Below are 21946 nucleotides of genomic sequence, written 5' to 3'. Positions count from 1 at the left end.
TAGGTCGAGCTGCTGATCGAGTCGGTGCACTCGCAGCGCCGCCAGAACGTGCCGTCCCACGGATCGTCGTACCAGCGGATCAACATCGGGCACTGCGCCGCATGGCTGCACAGGCCCGCTGCGCACTTCTGGCACTCGACCACTTGTTCTGACCCCCTCCATTTGCGCTGCGGTTCCCGGTCACTGCCCCAGCAGCACGTCCACCCGCAGCGACGCGCACAGGTCGATCAGCCAAAGCTGGTCTGTCCCAGTGGCGAACAGTCTCCCAAAGGTGGTGTCCTGTAGGAAAGCGTCCGCGCGGCGATCGCCGAAGAACACATAGGCTTTGGCGTCATTGCACAGTCGCGACATCCACACCAAGCCGTCCAGACCGGCGGCGTGTGCTGCGCGCGCCCATTCGACGGTCTCGGGATAGGTCTGGGCGGCAACGGTCACCGGCCGGGCCAGCCGTAACCGCACCATTACGGTCCGGCCGTACTTCTCGTACGGCAGGATGCCGCCGCTGACCGGGACGTCGTGCAAGAGAGTCTCGGCGACGGCGGCTTCCTCGGACGCCGCCGCGTACAGGACCGGAACCACCGGTTCGCCGAAGAAGGCGAACCTGGTCGGCGCGCCGAAGCCGGGATTGAAGATGGTGGCGGTGCGGCCATCGACGGCGGTGCAGACCCGATACAGCTGGGTTCCGGCGTCGAGGGTCGTGGTTCGTGGTGTGAACGGCGTCGGTGGGACCGGTGTCACCACTGAACGGTCCACGCCCGCCGCGCCGTTTCGACGACGCGATCGGGGTCGCCGGCCAGCAGATCGACCGGGCGCAGATCGCCGAGGTAGGTGGTAGGCGCACACAGCCATTGCACGACGCCGGTCTCCGACCAGCCGGTCTCCTGAGCGAGGTCGCGCAACTGGCGGATCACCGGAAGCGGTCGGCCGGTCGAGCCGAACTGAAACCCCGGAAACAGCAACTGGTGGCCGCGGGCGATGGCCAATAATGCCCCGTTGCGACGTGTGGTGACCGCGAGATTGCGCGGTGCGCTCGACCGCGAACCCAGCCGGCGGCCGACCTCGGCACTGGTGAGCAACCCGAACTCGGCCTCGATGCGGTCGTACAGATTGCGCTCGGCCTGCACCGCGCGGGCGACGGCGGGGTCGGTGTAGACCTGGACCGAATCGATTGCCTCGCCGAGGGCCACGGCGCTGTCCCTGATGCGCTGCGCCACGTCAACGAAGTGGCCGTGAGCTGCCGTCATCGCGAATTCCAACAAGTGCGATTAATGCACTCAAGCATACTGCATGATCGGCACGAATCGGCTTCGCGGGGCTGCTACCGACCCCGTTTTGACCAGCGCAGACGCCAATTTTGGTGGCACTTCCAACCAGCGAGAGCGATTCCTTGGCTTCCGGTGTGGTGCTTCTTACGCTCGTCTTCAATGAATGAGGTGCACCACAGCAGAGGTCACCGAAGGATCTGGAGGACGTTGATCATGAATCGGTTGATCGGTTACGCAGGAGCGGTTGTTGCCGGCGGTGTCATCGCCATCACCTCGGCCGGACTGGCCAGCGCAGCTCCCGACGTCGATGGGCAGACCTACGCCGACGCGGCCGGAGCGATCCGCGCCAAGGGCGGCACCCCGAAGGTCGTCTCGCGGGTCGGCAACAAGGGCAAGGATGCCGAGTGCATCGTCACCAACGCATCCGACACCTCCTACCTGCGCCCCGGTGGTCGGCGCTACACCTTCGACGACAACGTCGTTCGGGTGGCGCTGAACTGCACCGGCAACGAGGCGCCGGAGGCTCCGAAGAGCGCCTGACACATCCAGCAGTCGCACAGGGCCGGCCAGCGCATGCCAAGCGCTGGCCGGCCCTGCCGCTGCGGGCGTGGCGAACCAGATCGTGGGTGGACCAGATCGTCGGGTTGACCGGGTTTTCCTGAGCGACGGAATCTCCTCCCCTGCGACCGGGCCAACCCATACCCTGGCAGGAGTTCGCTGCCGCACGTCGCCAATGGAGGTGAGAGTGGTCGCTTCGTATCGATGGCTCCCCCGCATGTTCGCAGCCACCGTTTTGACGGTGGCTGGACTGTGTCTGGTGCCGACGCCGGCGGCTGCCGAACCCTGCCCCGACATCGGCGTGGTGTTCGCCCGCGGCACCGCCGAGCAACCTGGGCCGGGCGCGGTCGGCCAACGGTTCGTCGATGCGCTGCGTGCGCAGGCTTTCCCCCGTACCGTCGGCGTGCACGGCGTCAACTACCCGGCCAGCAGCAACTTCGCCGGCCCCGAGTTCACCCAGAACCTGGTCGACGGGGTGCGCGACGAATCCAGTCACGTGCAGGGTGTGCTCTCGGTCTGCCCCGACACCGAGATGGTGCTCGGCGGGTATTCGCAGGGCGCGGCCGTCACCGCACTTCTCACGTCGGGCGTGGTGCCCGCCGGGGTGAACCCGGCCACGGTGCCCGGCCCGCTGCCGGCCCCGGTCGCCGACGAGGTCGCCGCCGTCGTGTTGTTCGGCAAACCCGCGGGTGCCTCGGTGCCGAAGTACGGCGCGCCGACGCTGGACGTCGGTCCGGCCTTCGCGACCAAGTCACTCGAGTTGTGTGCGCCAGGTGATCCGGTGTGCTCGGGCGGTATCGGCCCGGGATCGGACGGGGCGCACGGCGCGTACCCGGTCAACGGGATGACCGACCAGGCTGCTGGTTTCGTCGTCGGTCAATTGGATCCCGTTCCGGCACCGCTCTGAAGCCGGGCACAGCCGCGTCAAACCGTTTGTCGGCAAACGGCACGCCGACCGCCTGCGGTGCGGCATCGTTGATTCATGACGAAGCAGAAACCCCCCTCCCCGAAAGACTTGATCGGCGCGGCCCAAGCCGCAGCGGACGCAGCCCAAGCCGCTGCGGTCGGCGCGCTGCGACTGCCCACCGCCTCACTGCAACTGGCCGCCGAAATGCCGGAACTGATCGAGAACCTGGCGACCGCCACCGAGCGGCTCAACACCGCAATCGACCGCACCGAACGCTATTTGGCGCTGGCCGAACCGATGATGCGCACCATGGACGCGCTGCTGCCGCAGCTGGAAACCTTGGTCGCCACCGGCAACGACGTGTACTCGGCGGTGTCCTCGATCCCGGGCATGTCGACACTGGGCAAGTTCAGCCCGTTCGGCACCGAGGCCGCGGCCAAACGCAGTTCCCCCAAAGGTCGTTCGCCCCGATCGAAGTCTTGACGTGTCCCCGGTGCGCCAGCGCCGGCGCAATGAACGCCGTCGTGCTGGTCGAAGGCTGGCTGGGCGGGGGCGCCGACGGGGCCCGCGCCCAGCTCGAAACCTTTTGGCGGCGAGCCAGTCTGGATGGTTCGCTGTCCCGGCTGCAGCGCACGCTGCTGAGTCAGATGCTGGGTTGGTGGAGCAACCGGGCCTGGTCCGAGGTGATCGCCCGACGGTACAGCCCGTATCAGATGAACCCGCTGAACGTGAATCCGCTGCGCAGCGCGATCGACGAGCTGATCGACTTCGAGCGGGTTCGGGCCTGTTCGGACGTCAAGATCTTCATCAGCGCCACCAACGTCTGGACCGGAAAGCCGAAGATCTTTCGGCGCCGTGAACTGACCGCTGACCATCTGATGGCTTCGGCATGTCTGCCGACGGTGTTCCGGGCTGTCGAAATCGACGGGGTGCCCTACTGGGACGGCGGTTTCATGGGCAACCCGGCGCTCTACCCGCTGTACTACGAGACGATGACCGACGACATCCTGCTGGTGCAGATCAACCCGCTGGAGCGTCGTCAGACACCGCGTACCGCGCGCGAGATCCACAGTCGCCTCAACGAAATCACGTTCAACGGCAACCTGCTTCGCGAGTTGCGGGCGGTGGCGTTCGTCAAGCGTCTGATCGACGAGGGCACCGTATCGGTCGAGGAGTACAAGGACGTACACCTGCATCGCATCGATGCCAGCGGGGTGCTGGACGGCTATCAGGCCTCCTCGCGGCTCAATGCGGAATGGCGGTTCTTCGTCAAACTCCGCGACGCCGGCCGAGAAACCGCGCAGGCCTGGCTGGCGCAGCACTACGACGCGATCGGGGTTCGCGGCACCTTCGATCTGCACACCGTATTGGGCTGACCGGCATCGCCGGATTGTTCGATCAGGACTGGTTGACCAGGAGAGGAAGACATGTACAAGACCGCAGCGCATCTGCCGGGTGACTTGAACCGCTTGGACCGTGAGACCGGCATGGTGCTGGCCACGGTGGACAGCTTCGGCGACGACGAGTTCGCCGTGCCCTCGAAATGCCCGGGGTGGACCCGGGCGCACGTCGTGGCCCACCTCGCGCTCGGTGCTGACGCGTTGGGCAATCTGATCAGCTGGGCCACCACCGGGGTGGATCTACCGGCCTATCCGTCGGCGCAGGCCCGCGACACCGCGATCGAGGAACTGGCCCGACGCGGGCCGGCCGACCTCAAGGCCGCGCTGCACGCCGCGGTGGACGGCTTCGCGGCCAAGGCCGCGACCCTGGCCGACGGAGTCCAGACCGAGACGGTCACCGGCCCGGACGGTGCGGATCTGAATGCCTACGCCATTCCGACCCTGCGGACCGCCGAGGTCCTGGTGCACCACGCTGACCTGGACACCGTGTGGGAACTCGAAGAGGCCGACATCGATGCGCTCGAGGACACGCTGGAACTGCTGGTGGATCGGTTGTCGGCCAATCCGGACTTCCCCGGGCTCACCATCGACACCGATGAGCGTGACCATCACGTCATCGGTGACGGCGCCACCAAGCTTTCAGGTGGCCGCGATGCGGTGATCGGGTGGCTGACCCGCGGCAGCACCGACGGGTTGCGCTACGACGGCAAGTTGCCGGAGCGTCCCGACCCCGCGGTCGGTAACCTGTGACGATGTCGCGGTGAGCTGGGTCACACACCGTCCAGTGGGAACGAAATTGCCCGCAAAACCGGTGCCGCTAACATCGCCTGACACGAGGATCGCCGCGGCGCACCGCCGGGCGAACTCCTCATGAAGGGAGCAGAACGTGGAAAAGGCCGTAGGAATCGTCGGTGGCGGGATCATGGGATGCGGCATCGCGGAAGTAGCGGCTCGCGCCGGATGCGACGTGGTGCTGCGTGAGGTCAACGAGGAACTGGTCGAAGTCGCCAAGAAGAAGCTCGACGACTCGCTGGACCTGGCGGTCAGCAAGGCCAAGTTGACCCAGGCCGAACGCGACGAGATCCGGGGACGCGTTCGCTTCACCCACCGGATCGTCGAGTTGGCCGATCGCGACCTGGTGATCGAGTCCGTGGTCGAGGATTTGGCGGTCAAGACCGAGATCTTCGAGTTGCTCAGCCGGGTGGTGCGCCCCGACACGTTGCTGTCCAGCAACACCTCGTCGATCCCGATCATGCAGTTGGCCGCGGCCACTGATCACCCGGAGCGGGTGGTCGGTTTGCACTTCTTCAACCCGGCGCCGGTGATGCCGCTGGTGGAGATCATCCCGTGCGAGGTCAGCTCGGAGGGAACGGTGAACCGGGCAATCGAATTCGCCGCCGAGCAGCTGGGCAAGACCACCGTGGTGGCCAAGGACCGGGCCGGCTTCGTGGTCAACGCACTGCTGATCCCCTACCTGCTGTCGGCGATCCGGATGGCCGATGCCGGTCTGGCCGCTGCCGAGGACATCGACAAGGCCATGGTGGGCGGCTGCAACCACCCGATGGGACCGCTGGCCCTGACCGACCTGATCGGACTGGACACCACCATGGCGGTGGCCGAATCGATGTACGCCGAGACCAAGGAGCAGCTCTTCGCGCCGCCGCCGCTGCTGCTGCGCAAGGTCGAGGCCGGTGAGCTCGGGCGCAAGAGCGGGCGCGGCTTCTTCAGCTACGCCAAGCGCTGAACCGTAGGGTGCACGGTGGCCCTCGCCCGATTCGGGCGGGGGGCCACTGGCCGGCAAGCCGGACCGTATCGGTGAGCCCGGCACGGTTTGCGCGCAACGGCGGGCACAATATCGATATGGCTACTGCGAACGACAAGCCCGGCTCCGAGGATGCGGAGCCGGACCAGTCGAGCACACTGGGCAGTTTCATCCGGATGCAGCGCCAACTGGCGCAGCTTTCGTTGCGGGAGATGGCTGCGATGACCGCGGTGTCCAACGCCTACCTGTCCCAGGTCGAGCGCAACCTGCATCAGCCGTCGCTGAAGGTGATGCAGTCGATCGCCGACGCCCTCGGGATCCCGACCGCTGACCTGTTGCGCCAGGCCGGCATCAGCACTCCGGACTCCGGTGCGCCCGTCGCCGGCGAGTCGGGCGAAGCCACAACGTTGGACACCGAACGCGCGATCAAGACCGACCCCCGGTTGAGCCAAGCCCAGCGCGAAGCACTGCTCGGTGTCTATCGCAACTTCCTCGCGGAGGGATAGCACCATGATTTGCGACGACGTCGTCGCGCCGCACCGGACGTTGCGGCTGCCGCATGGCGCCGAAGTCGCCTACCGTGACCTGGCCGGGCCGCCCGGCGCGCCGACGGTACTGCTGCTGCACGGCATCGGCGTGACCGCCGACCTCAACTGGATGGGCACCTACGCGACGCTTGCGCGAGCACTTCCGGGTGATCGCCCCGGATTTGCGGGGTCACGGCCGCAGCGGTTCCCCGTCGTCGTCCTTCCGTCTGGAGGACTGCGCGGATGATGCTGCCGCGCTTGCTGATTCGTTGGGCATCGAGCGGTTCATCGCGGTCGGATATTCGATGGGCGGCCTGGTCGCTCAGCTGTTGTGGCGACGGCCGGTTGGGCCCGCATCAACAGGACCACACGGTCGAGCGCGCCGTAATCGGTGTATTCCTTGCCGATGATGCGCAGCGGACATCCAGCGGCTCGCGCCCGCGGTGCGCACCACGGACTCGACCGCACCGGCAACCCGGCAGGCATCGCGGCGTCCATCATCAGGCAGGCCTGCAGCCGTGGTTCGTCGTGACAGGCTTGGCCTACCGTGCTGGCCCCCAGGGAGACACCGAGAGCGCCGGCTCGTTCCAGATCGAGTCGGCCGGTGAACAGCCCGGTCGGATCTGAGGCGTTCAACGCGGTAAGCTCATCGAGCACCGTACTGAAATCCTTTGCCAGATAGGGATATATCCCGCCGGGCAGCACAGTGCCGCCGAGCGCGGGCGGCGCCTCGGTGGGCGTGATGCTCTGCTGGATGACGGCCTGCAACTGATCCTTGCTCTGCCCCGGTACCTGGCGTCCGTCCGGGAATTCGGTCAGTACCGAGGTGTGCGGCTGATCCAGTCCGACCACCACGAAACCCTGCGACACCAGTTGTTGAACCTGGAACAGGTTGGATTGGCGCAGCCCGTTGAGTCCGGAGGCGAACACCAACACCGGGTAGCTGTCTTGGCCGTCGGCCAGCGGCGGCCCCTTGGTCGCGTGCGTCGGAACCCGGTTGAAGTGGCCGAACAGGAACCCCGGCACGCCGCGGACCCGGCCGGCCTGCGCTGACACCGCTGCTGCATTCGAAACATATGGCACAACCGGGGTTTCACTGTCCGGCCGAGCGGGATACCAGACCTGGGCCATCAGTTCGCGTCGCGCGGCCGGGTCCGGATCGAAGATCTCGCGACGGTCCGCGTCGCGCCAGTGATAGGTCACCGTGCCGATCGGGTACGGCCCATCGGGCGTCGGAAGCCGGAACACCGGTACCAGTACCGGCACCGCAGCCGAGGCGACGAAGACCACGCCGGCCGCAACGGCGCCGACAACTATGGCCCACCGGCGCAGCCGAGACCCCAGATCTGAACAGTGAAACCAGCCAGCCGACGGTGATCGCAGCGGCCAGACCGTACGCCGGAACCAATTGCCAGCGATAGCCCTCCACTGCGATCTGGGCGATCGCCACCACCGGTGGCACGGCTGGAAAGAAACGCGTCGGGCGCGCCCAGCGTCGCGGGAGGAACAGCAGCACCAGCCCGACGGCGTTCGCGGTGCACAGCAGCAGTTCGCCCAACCTCATCTAGGCCATTATGCGCAGCGCCTGCGGCGCCCGGCTAGCCTGATCCGGTGAGTTGTTGCGGAGCCACGGTCATCGACACCGGCCGGCTCGGTGCGCGGATGCAGCGCATGGTGTTGCGCCTCGATGATCCCGTTGCGCTGGGCATCCCGGCGGCACCCGATGCCGCGGTGGGCGTGTACTTTCCCGGGTCGTCGTCTGTGGGACGCACGTATTCGGTACGCGCTCAGGAGCAGGACTGCATCACGATCGACGTCGTCCTGCACACTCACGGTCCGGGCACCCGCTGGGCGCGCTCGGCCCGTCCGGGTGATCGAGTCGAACTCGACCACGCCAATTCCTGGTATCAGCCGCCGAGCGGCGCAGGCTGGCAACTATTGGTGTGTGACCTGGCCGGCCTGCCCGCGGCGGCCCGCATCCTCCACGAGCTGTCCGACTCGACACCCGTGACGGTGGTCGCCGAGGTGCCCGCCGCAGCCGATCTGGACTACCTGCCGGACCGGGCTGGACTCACCCGCGTGGATCTGATCGGGAGTGGAAATGGTGTTGTGTCAAGCAAACTCGCCGAGACCGTGCAGCAGCTGACGCTGCCCGACGGCTCGGGCTACTGCTGGTTCGCTGCGGAGGCCGGCCAGGGCCGATCGGTACGCAAACACCTGCGGGGACTGGGCTGGTCGACCGCCGGCTACGACATCGTCGGTTACTGGCGTCACGACTCCCAGGCCTGGGATGCCCGCTACGCGCCGTTGGCCGACGAACTCTATGCGGTCTACCAGCAGGCTCGGGACGCGGGCAAGGCCCCGAAGCAGGCCGCCGAGGAGTTCGACGACGCGCTCGAACGCGCCGGTCTCTGAGAGGCTAAACTCCTTGCCGCTCAGCCATTTCCCTCCCGATCACCGGGCCTGTTGAGCGGGAAGGAAATGGTTGAGCGAGTGGCCAAAGCGCCGACGGCGCTACCGGCTCTTGGCGATGTCCTCGGTGTCGGTGGCCCACTGTGCCTGGTGGCGCCCCATGGTCATGGCGCCATTCCAGCCGCCGTCGGTCCACAGCACCTCCCCACCGACGTAACTCAACCGCGGGCTGCCCAGACACACCAGCGGCCAAGCCTGTTCCTCCGGCCGTGAATAGCGGCCCACCGGGCCGATCGCCTGGTCGACGACATCCTTACCCATCAGGTCCTGGAAGGCCGGCATCATCGCGGTCTCGGTGGGACCCGGGTTGATGCAGTTGATCCGGATCCCTCGCTTGCCGAGATCGGGGTACCACCAGCCGACCCAGGCGTCGATGACGTACTTCGAGTAGGCGTACCCACTCCAGGACCACTTCGACTCGTGCTCGCGCAGCCAGTCGACGGCCTCATCGAAGCCGTTGGTCTCCAGTAACTGCGTGATCACCGGGATGTGGTTCTGCCAGCCGATCGCGGCCGAGGACGAGATCACGCTGATTGCCGACCCGTTGGACATCTTGGGCAGCAACGACTCGGCCAAATGGCGCGCGCCGACGAAGTTCACCAGGATGGTGTCCCACTCGGAAAACGGCGGCCCGGGCAACCCGGCGCAACTGAACAGCCCGTCGACCGGTGTGTCGATGGCCCCAGCGACTTCCTCGATGCTGTCCTTGTCCCGCAGATCGATTCGCAGCGTGCGCGCCACCGGCACGGTGCTGTCCTTGATGTCCAACGCGGTGACCTCGGCGCCGAGTGGCCTCCCGGGGCTGGCATTCCCCTGAACTGGCGACCGAATCCGGAGGTGGGGGCTACTCCCCGGCGGCGGCGCAGGTCATCAAGGAAGAGTTGATGCGGGCCGACGCACCGGTGTATCTGGTCGAGACCACCCGGATGGTGGCCGCGATCATCCGGCAGGTCGGCTCAGGCTATCTCCGGGAGGAGATCCTGCCGCGCGCCGACCGCGCCGAGGTCACCATCGCGCTGGGGTTCACCGAACCGGAATGCGGCTCGGATGTGGCGGCTGCCAGCACCAAGGCGGTGCGCACCGGTGATGACTGGATCATCAACGGATCCAAGATGTTCACCACCAACGGCCACATTGCCGACTACGTGTTCCTGCTCGCCCGCACCGACCCGGACGTCCCCAAGCACCGGGGGCTGACCACCTTCCTGGTTCCACTGGACGCACCCGGGGTGGAGGCGCAAGCGGTCTGGACACTGTCCGGGGAGCGCACCAACATCACGTTCTACAGCGACGTCCGGGTCGCTGATCGGTACCGCATCGGTGCGGTCGACGGCGGCTGGCAGGTGCTGGGTCTGTCGCTCGACGACGAGCATGCCTCGGGTTGGGGACCGCACCTGGACCGCCTGCTCGACGACGCCGAACGTTGGGCCCGCGACGACGGCCGGCTGACCCCGGCCGACCCCGACGTCCGCCGGCGATTGGCCCGGCTGGCCACCGAGGCCGAGGTGGCTGCGTTGCTGCAACACCGCTGCGTGTGGATGATCGAGAACGGCCAACATCCGGTGGCCGAGGGCTCGATGTCCAAGCTGTTCAGCACCGAGGCGCTGGTCCGCGCCAGCCAGGACGTCGTCGAGATGATGGGCCCCGACGGTATCCGCAGCTACCTGGAGCCCACCGCGCCGCAGCGCGGCCACACCGAGTACCTGATGCGGTTCGCGCTGGGCACCACCATCTATGCCGGAACCAGTGAAATCCAGCGCAACATCATCGCCCAGCGTGGACTCGGGCTACCCCGCTGATTTCTTGGGCCGGCTTCCGGTGGCCTTGCGGGCGCGCCGGGTGCCGCCGGCCGGGATCGCGGTTTCAGCCGGTGGGCTGACCGCCTGCCGGCACCACGCCCACATCTGGTCCTCGGTGAGCCGGACATTCTTGCTGCCGACGTTGAACACACCGATCTGTGCCAGGGCGGTCAACGTCGAACTGAGCAGCACGGTCAACTGCGCGGGGGTGACGTCCTTGCGGACCAAACCTGCACGCGCACAATCGGTGAGGATCTTGGTGAGCAACTTCTGCTGCGGCTCCCACACCTTCGCGAAGTCCGCCGGACGCTCGATCTCGAGGCTCAGATGGTAGATGGTCACCACTCGCCCACCCATCCGCTCCGAGGATTCGGCCCGGGACAGGAACCCGCGGCAGAATGCTTCGAGTTTCTCCATCGGGCCGTCGGCCTGGGCAACCTCTTGGCGGATCGATTCGGTGAACTGACTCGTGATGTTCTCGTAGAGCGCCAGCAGCAGCTCTTCCTTACCGGCGAAATGCTGGTAGAACGCGCGCAGGCTGAGGTTGGAACGGTCGATCAGGGTCTGGATGGTGAAGTCGGCCCGCCCGGACTCCTCGACCAGCTCGAGGGCGGTGGCCAGGAACCGCGAGCTGCGCGCCAGCGCGCGGGCCCGGGCGCTGCTGAGCCGGCGGTCGATGGTGCGCTGCTGCCAGGGTGCGGCGACTTCGATCTCCGGATCGACGATCTCCAGTTCGGCGCCCTTGGCGTCGGAATTTACTCGTGGGCTCATGATGCTGCCCAGATTACTCGATCGGGGTCAGAATGAGTGCTCTCGCCTGCCGTAATGACGTCATATCGCAATCTGCATAACCCCATTCTCGATCGCACCGGATCTGCACCGCTCAACGGGCCTGCCACACCGGATCTCGCTTGTCCAGGAAGGCGCGCGGGCCTTCGACGGCGTCGCGGGTCAGGGCTACTTTCATCCGGTAGTTCTCGGCCAGCAGTTCGGCCTCGTAGATCGGCAATGTCAGCCCGTTGCGCACGCCCATCCGTGAACCACGCACGGCCAGCGGCGCATTGGAGTTGATCATTTCGGCGATCTCCCAGGCCCGCGGCATCAGCTGCTCGTGTTCCACCACCTCGGTGACCAGTCCCAGTTGATAGGCCCGCTGCACGTCCATCCGTTCGTGCTTGCCCATCAACACCATCCGCATGGCGACCGGCAGCGGCAGAATTCTGGCCAGGCGCACGGCTTCCCGCCCAGAAGAGACGCCGATGCTGACGTGCGGATCCATGAACGACGCCCGATCGGAGGCGATGGTGATGTCGGCGGTGGTCAGCAGATCCAGTCCGGCGCCGCAGGCGATCCCGTTCACCGCGCAGATGATCGGTTTGGTCATCCGCAGCCACGGTGGGCTGGCTTCCTGCGGGGCGTCCCACTGGCGCAGTGAGGACAGGATCGGCTCCCCCTGGTTGTCGATCCCGGCGGCGTTCTCGGTGTCGTGGTCGGCGGCCTTGTTGACGTCGGCTCCCACACACAGGGCGCGGCCGGCGCCCGTGACGATCACGGTCCAGACCTCCGATGAGCGCTCGGCCTGGTCATAGGCCACGGCCAACTCGGCGATCATTTCGTCGTTGATGGCGTTGAGCACGTCGGGCCGATTCAACGTGATGCATGCGGTGTGACCACGGACCTGATAGTCGATGGTCTGAAATCCGGCCTGTGGGTTGGCTTGTACGGTCATCTGCGGCATCCTCAGCTGCTCTGGTTGACGGTCGCGGCGCCCACCGGCGTTGCGGTCGGCCTGATCCCGAAGATCTCGGCGAAGCGGTCGCAGTAACGCGGCCAGACTTCCGGATTGAGTAGGCGCGGCGGCATCGCAGCATCGAAGATGGTCCGCCACTGCTCGGCGGTGGCCACCGCGATGTCGCGGCCGGCCTCGACGGTGATCCCGGCGATGTGTGGGGTGGCCACCACGTTGTCCAAGCCCAGCAGCGGATTGTCGGCCTGCGGCGGTTCCTGGTGGAAGACATCCAACCCGGCGCCGGCGATCCGCCCCTCGGTCAGGGCGGCGTGCAGCGCGCGTTCGTCATGCACCGGGCCGCGCGCCGTACTGATGAAGAACGCGGTCGGTTTCATCGCGGCGAACTGCTCGGTGCCGATCAATCCGGTGGTCTCGGCGGTCAGCGGGCAGGTGACCTGGACGAAATCGGCGCGTTGCAGCAGTTCGGTCAGACTCACCGGCGTGACCCCCAGTGCGGCGGCGGCCGCCCGATCCACGTAGGGATCGAAGACCAGGACCTGCATCCGGAACGGTACGCACAACTCGATCAACCGGCTCCCGATCGCGCCCATCCCGATCACGCCCAGGGTGCGTCCGTTGAGTTGGCTGCCGCGCAGCGCGGCCCGCCCGTCCAACTCGCCGCGGCGTAACACCCGGTCGGCCACGGTGATCTTCTTGGCCAGGTCCAGCATGAAGCCCAGTGCGTGTTCGGCCACGGCTTCGGCTCCAGGCCCGGAGTTGTTGCACACCGCGACCCCGGCCGCGGTGGCGGCATCGACGTCGATCACGTCGTAGCCGGCGCCGGCCGAGCAGATCGCCAGCAGTTCAGGACAGCGTGCGATCAGCTCGGCGCCGGCCAGGTACTGCCGACCGGTACTGCTGGTGGCCAGGTCGGTGCGGGTCGCGGCCTAATAGCCGTGTGCGCTTTGCAAAGCACCCCAGTTGGATTCCGCCGGTCGGGCCAGGTCCAGCGGCAGCAGCTCAGGTCATTGGCCCAGCCCGGGTCCACACCGCTGTTGAACAGGCTGGTCTGCCCTTCGGTGCAGGCCTGCTCGAGTAGTTCGACGGTCTCTCGATCGGCGGCCGGTGGGTAGCACAGCGGCACCAGCGAGGTGGTCACCACGTTCTTGCCGGCCCGTAGGCAGGCCGCAATGTCCTCGGCGGCCTCCCGGTAGCGGTAATCACCGGATGCGAAGTAGGCCACCACGTCGGCCTCGGTGGCAAGCGCAGCGCCGGCATCGGTGGTGGCCAGCACGCCGGTATCCGGCATCCCGCACAACTCGCCGGCGTCTCGGCCGGCCTTGGCGGGGTTGTGTACCACCAGGCCGGTCAGATCCAGACCCGGGTGGGCGATCACGGCGCGCAGCGCTCCGATGCCCACCTGCCCGGGGCCCCAGAGGATTACCCGTGGATTGCGTTCCGGAACCATGCACGCCGCCTCTCGTCGACCCGGTGCGAATCCATACTCTCATATAACGGGTACGACGTTTCCACAATGGTTCCTGGCGCCCGGCCGCTCCCCGCCCGCTGGTCGGAGTGGATGGGAAGCGGCCGATCTGCTGGCGCGGGTACCGCCGGCTGGCGCGGTCAGATCCTGGTCAACCGCAACCGCCAGGCATCGGGTCCGCGTTGCTGGTAGTCGACGCCGAGCTGGCCCGCGGTGCGATCGACCAACTGGTGCAACAGCGGGATCGGATCGTGCGGTGCCACCAGGATCAGCGCACCACCGGGCGGTACCGCGTCGAACGCACCGAAAACCGTGGCGTGCCGGATCTTGTGCGGTACCTCGCGCACGTCGAGCACCGGTTCGTCGCTGTCGGTCTCACCGCACCCGCAGGTGTGCGCCGGCTCCGAGCAGCCACCCTCGCCGAGTAGTTCGTGCATGCCGTGGGTGACCTCGGCCAGCGAGATGTCGGGATTGGCAGCCACGATCGGCAGGATCCGCTCGTTCTCGTCGACCAGGTGTGCATCGAAGACCACCCGCAATGCCTTGGCGGCCGCCGCGGCCCGGGTCGGCGACCCCTCGCTGCGTATCTCGTCGACCAGGGCCGCGATCACCCGATGCGCTGCGACCATCGACTCGATCAATGGTCCGGCCCGATCCGTCCGGGCTGCAGCCGGATAGAGCGCGTCCTCCTCGGCTGCCGCGTGCGGCATCAGCTCGGTGTCGAGGAAGTGCAACGTGGCTGCGCGCGCCTGGTCCAGATCGGCGCCCCGCTCGGCCGCGGTGAGCATCGCTTCGGTCAGCGTGGCCAGGCTGCCGGCGAGCTGTGCGTGGTGAGCCTTGATGGTCTCCACAGCTCGGGCGTCGGCCTCGGTGGATGCGACGACCAGTTCATCGATCGACATGACTTCCTCCTGTCCGCCGTGGCGGCGGGAGCGTCGCCACTGGCCTCAACGCCTTCAATTTACTACAGTTATTTCCGTGAATAAAGAGGGTGGCGCGATGGGCGGTCCGGGCCAGCGGCTCGGGCCTCACCCGACGCCGACGGCGACCGGTTATCCCCCGCTGTCCCGGCAGCGACTCAGTGTGCTCGAGCAGGTGCGCAGCCACGCTCCGGTCCGGATCAGCACGCTGGCTGACGAGCTGGGACTGCACGCCAACACCATTCGTGAGCATCTCGACGCTCTGCTGGACCACGGCCTGGTGGAACGTGTCGCCGAGCAGCCGACCGGGCGCGGCCGTCCGGCTGCGCTGTACCGCCCGACGGCCGCTGACCCGGCCGTCGCCACCGCGGATTACGCCGGTCTGGCCACCGCGCTGGCCGGCCACCTTGCCCGCACCAGCCCGAACCCGGAGCGCGATGCGCGCTCCGCCGGGTGGGAATGGGGCCGGGAACTGGCCGGTGAAGCCGCGCGCGGCACCGATCCGGGGCCGGACCCCCGCCGTACCGTGCTCGCCATCTTGGCCCGGCTCGGGTTTGCGCCGGATGATCACGAGCCGACCGAGGCCGGCGTGGCGCTGCGCAGCTGTCCCCTGCTCGATGCCGCGCAGCGCTACCCGAGCATCGTCTGCCAGGTACACCTGGGCATCGTGGAAGGCATCCTGGATCGGATCGGGGCCGACGTCGACGGGGATCTCGCCCTGGTCCCGTTCGCCGAGCCGGGAGCATGCAGACTGTTCCTACCCGATCCTGGGCTGGGGTAAGGGGGGCAGACGTGACGGGATCCAGGGTGTCACCGCGCGGACTGTTCCTGCTGCCGGGCGGCCTGGCGCTGTTGGCGGGTCTGAACGCCGCGTTCCCGCTACTCGGACTGTCGGCCCCGGTGCGTTCGGACCGGCTCGAAGACGTACACGGAATCCTGCTCACGCTCGGGTTCGTCGGCACCGTGATCGCGCTGGAACGAGCGGTCGCGGCCAAACACCCGCTGGGCTACCTGGCGCCGGCCGCCCTCGGCGCCGGTGCGGTGTTGCTGGTGTCGCCGGCCCCGGAGCGGGTGGGCGGCACCGCACTGCTGATCGGCACCGTCGGGCTGCTCGCACTCTATGTCCCGCTGTGGCGGCGCAGCGCCGATCTGGCGGTGCTGATCCAGGCCGGCGGAGCAGTACTGGCGGTGGGTGCGGCGCTGCTGTGGCTGGCCGACGTGCCGGTGCCCACCGTGCTGCCGTGGTTGTTCGGCTTCCTGATCCTGACCATCGCGGGGGAACGCCTGGAACTCACCCGGGTGCTGTCGGCGGATCTGCGCAAAGAAGCCCAACTGGTCGGCATCGCCATGGGATACGTGGTGGCCGCGCTGGCCGCACTGTTGTGGCCGACGCTGGGTTATCGCCTGCTCGGTATCGCACTGCTGACCATGGTCGGCTGGCTGGCCGCCCACGACGTGGCCCGGCGCACCGTGCGGGCCAGCGGGCTACCCCGCTACATGGCGGTGTGCCTGTTGGCAGGCTACGCCTGGCTGCTGCTGCCCGCCGTGGCCTGGCTGCTGCGCGGTCCGGTGCCCGACGGCCGCGGTTACGACGCGATCGTGCATGCGGTGATGCTGGGCTTCGTCATCTCGATGATCATGGCGCACGCCCCGGTCATCTTGCCGGCGGTGCTGCGCCGGTCCTTGCCCTACACCCCGGTGATGTACGGACCGGTTGCGCTGCTGCATGTTTCGCTGCTGGTGCGGATCGCTGTCGGTGACGCTGGGGACCAGCAGGCCGCCGTGCAGCTGGGCGGCGTGCTCAACATCGTGGCCGTGCTGGCCTTCGTCGTGGTGGCGGTGGTCTCGGCGAGCCGCGCCGGCAAGCAGCAGAAGCAGCAGGTGACGGCATGAAGCGTTCCAGCTGGCACCTGCGGGCGGGTTCGGTGGTCTTCGCCTGGTTGTCGGCGCTCGTCGTGGTCGCGCTTGCGCACCAGTACATTCCGTTGTCCGGGTGGTTGTTGGTGCACCTGCTGGGCTTGGGCGCGGCCAGTAACGCAATCCTGATCTGGAGTCGACACTTCGCCGACGCGTTGTTGCGCCGTACACCGGACCCGCCGTATCCGGGCCAGGCGCTGCGGTTGTCGGCGTTCAACATCGGTGCGGTGCTGGTGGTCATCGGCATGCTCGGATTGTGGTGGCCCGTGGTGCTGGTCGGCGGCATCGTGGTGGCCGGGGTGGCCGTGCTGCACGCGACGGACCTGCTCCGGTTTCTGCGGGCGGCGCTGCCGGCACGGTTCGCGATCACCGTGCACTACTACGTGGTGGCGGCGGGGATGCTGGCGGTGGGTGCGGGACTCGGTGTGGCAATGGCGAATTCGGCGCTGCCCGGAGAATTGGCCGACCGCTTCCGGACCGCGCACGCCGTGCTGAACGTGTTCGGCTGGGTGACCATGACGATACTCGGCACCCTGGTCACGTTATGGCCGACCATGTTGCGTACCCGGATGGCCGAGGGCGTCGAACGCGCCGCGTCCCGGGGCCTGCCGTGGTTGGTGACGGCCCTCGGGGTGGCCGTCGCGGGTGCGTTGGTCGCCTCCCCGCAGATCCTCGGTCTGGGGGCACTCGGCTACTTGGCTGCCGCGGGATTCGTGCTGTGGCCGCACATCGATGAAGTGCGGCGCAAACGACCGTCGGACTTCGCCACCCTGTCGGTGCTGTGCGGTGTGGTCTGGCTGATCGGATCACTGGGATACGTCGGATTCGGGCTGCTGGCTGCCCGAAGTTGGCCCGCGGCGATCGAGGTCAGCTCTGCGGTGGTTCCGGCGCTGCTGGCCGGCTTCTTGGTGCAGGTGCTGTTCGGGGCGCTGGCCTACTTGATTCCGGTGGTGATAGGTGGGCGGGCCTCGGCCCTGGTGGCGATCGCCACCTTGGAACGCGGTGCCCCGTGGCGGATCAGCGTGGCCAACACCGCGTTGCTGCTGTGTGTGCTGCCGGTGCCGAGCCTGGTGCGGGTTGCCTGCTCGGTGCTGGTGCTGCTGGCCTACGGGTCGTTCCTGCCGCTGCTGGCGCGGGCCGTATGGTTGGCCCGCCGCAACACCGGCGTGCCGTCCAAACCTGGCCGTCCCGAGCCGCGCCCACTGACCCAGCAGGTGGGTATCGCGGCCGCCGGGTTCGCGGTCGTCGTACTGACCGCTGCGGCGGGTATCGCCGCCGACCCGGCCAGCCTGGGGATCGCCACCGCACCACAGGTTTCGGTCGCGGCAACCGGGCACACCACGGCCGTCGAGGTGCGCGTCGACGGAATGCACTATGTGCCGAACACCATCGAGGTGCCGGTCGGTGACCGGTTGCAGATCACCTTCGTCAACACCGGCGATGACCGCCACGATCTGGTGCTGGCCAACGGCGCCCGGACCGAGCGCATCGCGCCGGGCGTCAGCGCCGTGCTCGACGCCGGCGTGATCGGCGCGGACCTGGACGGTTGGTGCTCGGTGGCCGGACACCGGCAGATGGGTATGACGTTGACCGTCAAGGCGATCGGCGCCGCACAACAGAGCCCGGTGCACCAGCACGCCGACCCGGCCGCAGCTGCCGCCGACGCGGCCATCCCGGCAGCCGACATCGCGCACAGCCTGGGCAGCGCACCCGGCCCGGAGTTCGAAGCGCGCGATCCGGCGCTCGCACCCGCGGGTACCGGCCTGCACCAGGTGACGCTGCAGGTCAGCGAAACCGAACGAGAAGTGTCCCCCGGTATCACCCAGCGGCTGTGGACGTTCGGCGGGTCGGCACCGGGTCCGACGTTGCGCGGCAAGGTCGGTGACGTCTTCGAGGTCACCCTGATCAACGACGGCACGATCGGACATTCGATCGATTTCCACGCCGGATCGCTGGCACCGGACCGGCCGATGCGGACTATCGAACCCGGTGAGCAGCTGAGCTACCGCTTCACGGCTACCAAGGCCGGTATCTGGCTGTACCACTGTTCCACCATGCCGATGTCGGTGCACATCGCCAACGGCATGTTCGGTGCGGTGATCATCGACCCACCGGACCTGCCGGCCGTGGACCGCGAATACCTGATGGTGCAATCTGAGTTCTATCTCGGTGCACCCGGCGGTGAAGTCAACGCCGACAAGGTGCTGGCCGAGGAACCCGATCTGGTGGTGTTCAACGGCTACGCCCAGCAATACGATCACGCCCAACTACCGGCCCGCGTCGGGGAGCGGGTCCGGTTCTGGGTGCTGGCGGCCGGCCCCAACCGTGGTACGGCGTTTCACGTGGTCGGCGGTCAGTTCGACACGGTCTGGGCCGAAGGCGCATACCGGCTGCGGCCCGGGCCCACTGGGTCCCAGGTGCTGGGCCTGTTCCCGGCACAAGGCGGTTTCGTGGAGTTGAGCTTCCCGGAGCCGGGGCACTACCCGTTCGTCTCGCACGCCATGATCGACGGCGAACGGGGCGCGCACGGGGTGGTGAACGTTCTGCCTTGACGCCGGTGCCGGGCTAGAATCGTATGCTATACGACCGTACAGCGGCGATCGAGTGTCACAATATGCGGGAATCGACCGAACGAGGAGACCATGGCAGCAAATGGCCGGCGCGTCGGCGCCGAGACATCCAAGACCCGCGATGCCCTGCTCGATCACGTCGAGAAGATGCTGCTGGCCGAGGGCTACGCCAGCGTGTCCTACCGAGCGTTGGCCTCGGCGGCCGGTGTCACTCCCAGTCTGGTGCAGTACTACTTCCCCACCCTCGATGACATCTTCCTCTCCGCGATCCGGCGCTACTCCGAGCGCAACCTGCAGTACCTCACCAAGTTGTTGGACAAGCGTCCCGATGATCCGCTGCTGGCGCTGTGGGAGTACAACCGCAGCGAAGCGTCCGGCGCCCTGATGACCGAATTCATGGCGCTCGGCAACCACCGCAAGTCGATTCAGGCCGAGATCGCCGCGGTGACCGAGGCGGGCCGCAAGCTCCAGGTCGACGCGCTGGTGGCCAAGTTCGGCAAGAATGCCCGCCCCGGCGGCCACTTCTCGCTGCCTGCACTGCAACTGCTGATATCCGGCCTGCCCAAGTTCCTCAACCTCGAGGAGGGCATCGGCGTGAAGACCGCGCACAAGGAAGTCACCACCGCATTCGAGCAGTATCTCGCGTCGATCGAACCGCCGAGGGAACCGACTGCGACACCGAAACGCAAGCCTGCGCAACGGCGTTCATGATCGGGATGGCCGCCGGGTCAACTGTCGGTCCCAGCGAGCTGAATCAGTAGCGCCCGGGTGCGTGCCAACGATGACCGGCGGGCATCCCGATCGGTGCCGACCGCCACCGACTGGGCCCAGATATCGGTGACCCCGAGCGCAACCAGGTCGCGCAGTTGACGTTCGACGCTTGCTTCGTCCCCCAGTACGGCGACGTCGGCGGGATGCGCTCCCCCGCCGGCCGCGATGACACGTTGGAAGTTCGGCATCGATCCGTAGCCGGTGGCGGTCGCGGCCACCGCTGCGCGAGCCTCGGCTAGATCGTCATGCACGGCGACCGGCAGGCCGGCGACGACTCGCGGTGCGGGCCGGCCCGCGTCGCGGCAAGCGGCCCTCAGCTGCGGCATGATCGTGTTCTGGATGGCCGTGCGCCCAGCCATCCACAGCACCACGCCGTCGGCGAGCCGGCCGGCAATTTTGAGCATCCGCGGCGAGAGCGCCGCCAGCAACACCGGGACCGGGTATTCGAGCGTGGCCATCCGACCGGCACTGTGCACGGCCCAGGATTCACCGTCGAAATCGACTGTGGCACCGGACAACAGACCGGTGACGATCTGCAGGTACTCCTCGGTGTTGGCGGCCGGGCGGGCATAGGACAGGCCCAGCACGTCCTCGACCACCGGTGCGTGTGAGGGACCCAGACCCAACGTCAGTCCGGCACGGCCCATGGCGTTGGCGGCGGCGGCCACCCGGTTGGCTTGCAGCAGCGGATGACACGGGTAGGTCTGCAGTACCGCAGTGCCCAACTCGATCGATGTGGTGGCGCGCCCGGCCAGCGTCATGGTCACCAGCGGGTCACCGGCTACCCCGCTGGCATACCACAGCGAGCTGAAGCCGTCGGCCTCGGCTTTTTTGGCCTGCTCGATGATGCCGTCGACCGATGATCCGGCACCGCTCAAACCGATCCGCATCGGGTGAAGCTATCGCATCACATGTGCGCACTGCTTCGACGGCGCGACGTCGAAGAGCTCTCGGTACGACGGCGGCTGCCGGTCACCTTCATCGCGAATGCCGTAGTCGCGCGCCAGTTCCGCACCGATCAGGGTCTGACCGCTGAGCTTCATCAGATCGGGATCGTGGTACAGCGCCCAGATCACGTGGCCGGTGAGTTCCGGGGTTTCGGCGCTATCCAGGATGTGGCCGAATTTGTCCGGGTTAGCGGCCACGATCGCGCGGACCCGGTCGGTCAGCAGCGAACCCATCCACAGTGAGATCGCCGCGATCCCGAACTCGCGGAAGTCGAACGCCATGTCGGCGGCCATCTTGTCGACCGCGGCCTTGGGCACGCCGTAGGCCGGTCCGAACGCATAGTGCACCGCCCCGGACGACGACGTGTTGACCACCAGACCTCGTCGCTGCGGCAGCATCAGCGGCGCTGCCAGGACGGTCGCCACATAGCTGCTGCGCACCCCGACGTCGAGGGTGTCCATGACGTTGAGTGGCTCTTCCCAGAACTTGGTGCGGCCCATCATTTCGTCGCGGATGATGGCCGCATTGTTCACCAGGATGTCGATGCGGCCGTGGTCGCGCTCGATCCGCGCGAACAACTCGCGCACCTGCTCATCGTCGCCGTGGTCCACCTGCACCGCGATCCCGCGTCCGCCGGCCGCCGTGACGGCCGCAGCGGTGTGGTCGACGGTGTCCGGCGCGCTGGGGTCCGCGGGGTTGGTAGTGCGGCCGGTGACGTACACGCATGCGCCATGTTGGCCCAGCGCATGTGCGATCCCGGCGCCGGCCCCCCGGCTGGCGCCGGTGACGACTGCGACAAGCGGCGAATCTGACATGGCTTCCCTTCCGTTTCCGGGGCGCGGCCCGGTACTCACGCTATGCTATACACATGTACAGCGCCCGGTCGCCGGGTGGTCAGACTCGAAGGGAACACCG

Annotated in this window: 23 protein-coding genes and 3 pseudogenes; 15 read left to right on the top strand and 11 right to left on the bottom strand. The window is 67.5% G+C overall.

Annotation, left to right across the window (positions count from 1 at the left end; genetic code table 11):
• Window positions 1-180: 180 nt before the first annotated feature.
• Window positions 181-738: an RES domain-containing protein gene (locus tag AC5Y3P_RS19820; protein ID WP_500047642.1), complete on the bottom strand. Its 558-nt coding sequence runs from the start codon at window positions 736-738 to the stop codon at window positions 181-183.
• A complete protein-coding gene (locus AC5Y3P_RS19815) occupies window positions 735-1256 on the bottom strand; it encodes a hypothetical protein (RefSeq protein WP_500047641.1) in 522 nt (173 codons plus the stop codon). The genes AC5Y3P_RS19820 and AC5Y3P_RS19815 overlap by 4 nt, the downstream gene beginning before the upstream one ends.
• 222 nt (window positions 1257-1478) lie before the next feature.
• On the opposite strand from AC5Y3P_RS19815, the gene AC5Y3P_RS19810 reads away from it, so the two are divergent.
• The 9 genes from AC5Y3P_RS19810 (at window position 1479) to AC5Y3P_RS19770 (ending at window position 6829) form a co-directional block, all read left to right on the top strand.
• Entirely contained in the window at window positions 1479-1805 is a 327-nt protein-coding gene (locus AC5Y3P_RS19810; RefSeq protein WP_500047640.1) for a hypothetical protein, read from the top strand.
• A 235-nt stretch (window positions 1806-2040) separates the two neighbouring features.
• Window positions 2041-2730: a cutinase family protein gene (locus AC5Y3P_RS19805; protein WP_500047639.1), complete on the top strand. Its 690-nt coding sequence runs from the start codon at window positions 2041-2043 to the stop codon at window positions 2728-2730.
• A 75-nt stretch (window positions 2731-2805) separates the two neighbouring features.
• Window positions 2806-3213, top strand: coding sequence for a hypothetical protein (locus AC5Y3P_RS19800; protein WP_500047638.1), 408 nt, complete (start codon window positions 2806-2808; stop codon window positions 3211-3213).
• Window positions 3210-4106, top strand: coding sequence for a patatin-like phospholipase family protein (locus AC5Y3P_RS19795; protein ID WP_500047637.1), 897 nt, complete (start codon window positions 3210-3212; stop codon window positions 4104-4106). Before AC5Y3P_RS19800 ends, AC5Y3P_RS19795 begins: the two co-directional genes overlap by 4 nt.
• 51 nt (window positions 4107-4157) lie before the next feature.
• Window positions 4158-4880, top strand: coding sequence for a maleylpyruvate isomerase family mycothiol-dependent enzyme (locus AC5Y3P_RS19790; protein WP_500047636.1), 723 nt, complete (start codon window positions 4158-4160; stop codon window positions 4878-4880).
• 136 nt (window positions 4881-5016) lie between these two features.
• Window positions 5017-5874, top strand: a complete 858-nt coding sequence (locus tag AC5Y3P_RS19785) for a 3-hydroxybutyryl-CoA dehydrogenase (protein WP_500047635.1) — start codon at window positions 5017-5019, stop codon at window positions 5872-5874.
• Between the two features lie 116 nt (window positions 5875-5990).
• Entirely contained in the window at window positions 5991-6398 is a 408-nt protein-coding gene (locus AC5Y3P_RS19780) for a helix-turn-helix domain-containing protein (RefSeq protein WP_500047634.1), read from the top strand.
• A gap of 4 nt (window positions 6399-6402) precedes the next feature.
• Complete coding sequence (locus tag AC5Y3P_RS19775; protein WP_500047675.1) at window positions 6403-6666, top strand: hypothetical protein; 264 nt, start codon at window positions 6403-6405, stop codon at window positions 6664-6666.
• Window positions 6587-6829 (top strand): alpha/beta fold hydrolase, encoded by a 243-nt coding sequence (locus AC5Y3P_RS19770; RefSeq protein WP_500047633.1) that lies wholly within the window; start codon window positions 6587-6589, stop codon window positions 6827-6829. The genes AC5Y3P_RS19775 and AC5Y3P_RS19770 overlap by 80 nt, the downstream gene beginning before the upstream one ends.
• 484 nt (window positions 6830-7313) lie before the next feature.
• Here the strand turns inward: AC5Y3P_RS19770 and AC5Y3P_RS19765 are convergent.
• Window positions 7314-7550, bottom strand: a pseudogene (locus AC5Y3P_RS19765) (alpha/beta hydrolase family protein); the annotation flags it as partial.
• A 480-nt stretch (window positions 7551-8030) separates the two neighbouring features.
• Between AC5Y3P_RS19765 and AC5Y3P_RS19760 the strand changes: the two are divergent.
• Window positions 8031-8834, top strand: a complete 804-nt coding sequence (locus AC5Y3P_RS19760) for a siderophore-interacting protein (RefSeq protein WP_500047632.1) — start codon at window positions 8031-8033, stop codon at window positions 8832-8834.
• Between the two features lie 99 nt (window positions 8835-8933).
• Here AC5Y3P_RS19760 and AC5Y3P_RS19755 read toward each other — a convergent pair whose 3' ends face one another.
• On the bottom strand, window positions 8934-9659 hold the full coding sequence (locus AC5Y3P_RS19755; protein WP_500047631.1) for an SDR family oxidoreductase: 726 nt from the start codon (window positions 9657-9659) through the stop codon (window positions 8934-8936).
• Between the two features lie 20 nt (window positions 9660-9679).
• On the opposite strand from AC5Y3P_RS19755, the gene AC5Y3P_RS19750 reads away from it, so the two are divergent.
• Complete coding sequence (locus AC5Y3P_RS19750) at window positions 9680-10690, top strand: acyl-CoA dehydrogenase family protein (RefSeq protein WP_500047630.1); 1011 nt, start codon at window positions 9680-9682, stop codon at window positions 10688-10690.
• On the opposite strand, the gene AC5Y3P_RS19745 is transcribed toward AC5Y3P_RS19750, so the two are convergent.
• The 5 genes and pseudogenes from AC5Y3P_RS19745 to AC5Y3P_RS19725 all read right to left on the bottom strand — a co-directional run bounded on the left by AC5Y3P_RS19745 (window position 10679) and on the right by AC5Y3P_RS19725 (window position 14807).
• Window positions 10679-11461 carry a TetR/AcrR family transcriptional regulator gene (locus AC5Y3P_RS19745; RefSeq protein WP_500047629.1) on the bottom strand — a complete coding sequence of 261 codons (783 nt, stop codon included), beginning with the start codon at window positions 11459-11461 and terminating at the stop codon, window positions 10679-10681. The genes AC5Y3P_RS19750 and AC5Y3P_RS19745 overlap by 12 nt on opposite strands.
• Window positions 11462-11573: 112 nt before the next feature.
• Window positions 11574-12419 carry an enoyl-CoA hydratase/isomerase family protein gene (locus AC5Y3P_RS19740; protein ID WP_500047628.1) on the bottom strand — a complete coding sequence of 282 codons (846 nt, stop codon included), beginning with the start codon at window positions 12417-12419 and terminating at the stop codon, window positions 11574-11576.
• 11 nt (window positions 12420-12430) lie between these two features.
• Window positions 12431-13441: pseudogene (locus AC5Y3P_RS19735) on the bottom strand (hydroxyacid dehydrogenase); the annotation flags it as partial.
• Window positions 13441-13887: pseudogene (locus tag AC5Y3P_RS19730) on the bottom strand (dihydrodipicolinate reductase); the annotation flags it as partial. The pseudogenes AC5Y3P_RS19730 and AC5Y3P_RS19735, both read right to left, overlap by 1 nt.
• 158 nt (window positions 13888-14045) lie before the next feature.
• On the bottom strand, window positions 14046-14807 hold the full coding sequence (locus AC5Y3P_RS19725) for a DUF2249 domain-containing protein (protein ID WP_500047627.1): 762 nt from the start codon (window positions 14805-14807) through the stop codon (window positions 14046-14048).
• Window positions 14808-14904: 97 nt separating this feature from the next.
• On the opposite strand from AC5Y3P_RS19725, the gene AC5Y3P_RS19720 reads away from it, so the two are divergent.
• From AC5Y3P_RS19720 to AC5Y3P_RS19705, 4 genes are all read left to right on the top strand, one after another.
• Window positions 14905-15606 carry a helix-turn-helix transcriptional regulator gene (locus AC5Y3P_RS19720; protein WP_500047671.1) on the top strand — a complete coding sequence of 234 codons (702 nt, stop codon included), beginning with the start codon at window positions 14905-14907 and terminating at the stop codon, window positions 15604-15606.
• 11 nt (window positions 15607-15617) lie between these two features.
• Complete coding sequence (locus AC5Y3P_RS19715; RefSeq protein WP_500047626.1) at window positions 15618-16718, top strand: DUF8744 domain-containing protein; 1101 nt, start codon at window positions 15618-15620, stop codon at window positions 16716-16718.
• Window positions 16715-19294: a multicopper oxidase domain-containing protein gene (locus tag AC5Y3P_RS19710; protein WP_500047625.1), complete on the top strand. Its 2580-nt coding sequence runs from the start codon at window positions 16715-16717 to the stop codon at window positions 19292-19294. Before AC5Y3P_RS19715 ends, AC5Y3P_RS19710 begins: the two co-directional genes overlap by 4 nt.
• 90 nt (window positions 19295-19384) lie before the next feature.
• Window positions 19385-20023 carry a TetR/AcrR family transcriptional regulator gene (locus AC5Y3P_RS19705; RefSeq protein WP_500047624.1) on the top strand — a complete coding sequence of 213 codons (639 nt, stop codon included), beginning with the start codon at window positions 19385-19387 and terminating at the stop codon, window positions 20021-20023.
• A gap of 17 nt (window positions 20024-20040) precedes the next feature.
• On the opposite strand, the gene AC5Y3P_RS19700 is transcribed toward AC5Y3P_RS19705, so the two are convergent.
• Together AC5Y3P_RS19700 and AC5Y3P_RS19695 are read right to left on the bottom strand one after the other, a co-directional pair.
• Complete coding sequence (locus AC5Y3P_RS19700; RefSeq protein ID WP_500047623.1) at window positions 20041-20973, bottom strand: TIGR03564 family F420-dependent LLM class oxidoreductase; 933 nt, start codon at window positions 20971-20973, stop codon at window positions 20041-20043.
• A 9-nt stretch (window positions 20974-20982) separates the two neighbouring features.
• Window positions 20983-21846, bottom strand: coding sequence for an SDR family NAD(P)-dependent oxidoreductase (locus AC5Y3P_RS19695; protein ID WP_500047622.1), 864 nt, complete (start codon window positions 21844-21846; stop codon window positions 20983-20985).
• Between the last annotated feature and the right edge of the window lie 100 nt (window positions 21847-21946).

The organism is Mycobacterium sp. NGS45 (assembly GCF_059812645.1).
This window is presented reverse-complemented; position numbering and strand designations above follow the sequence as displayed.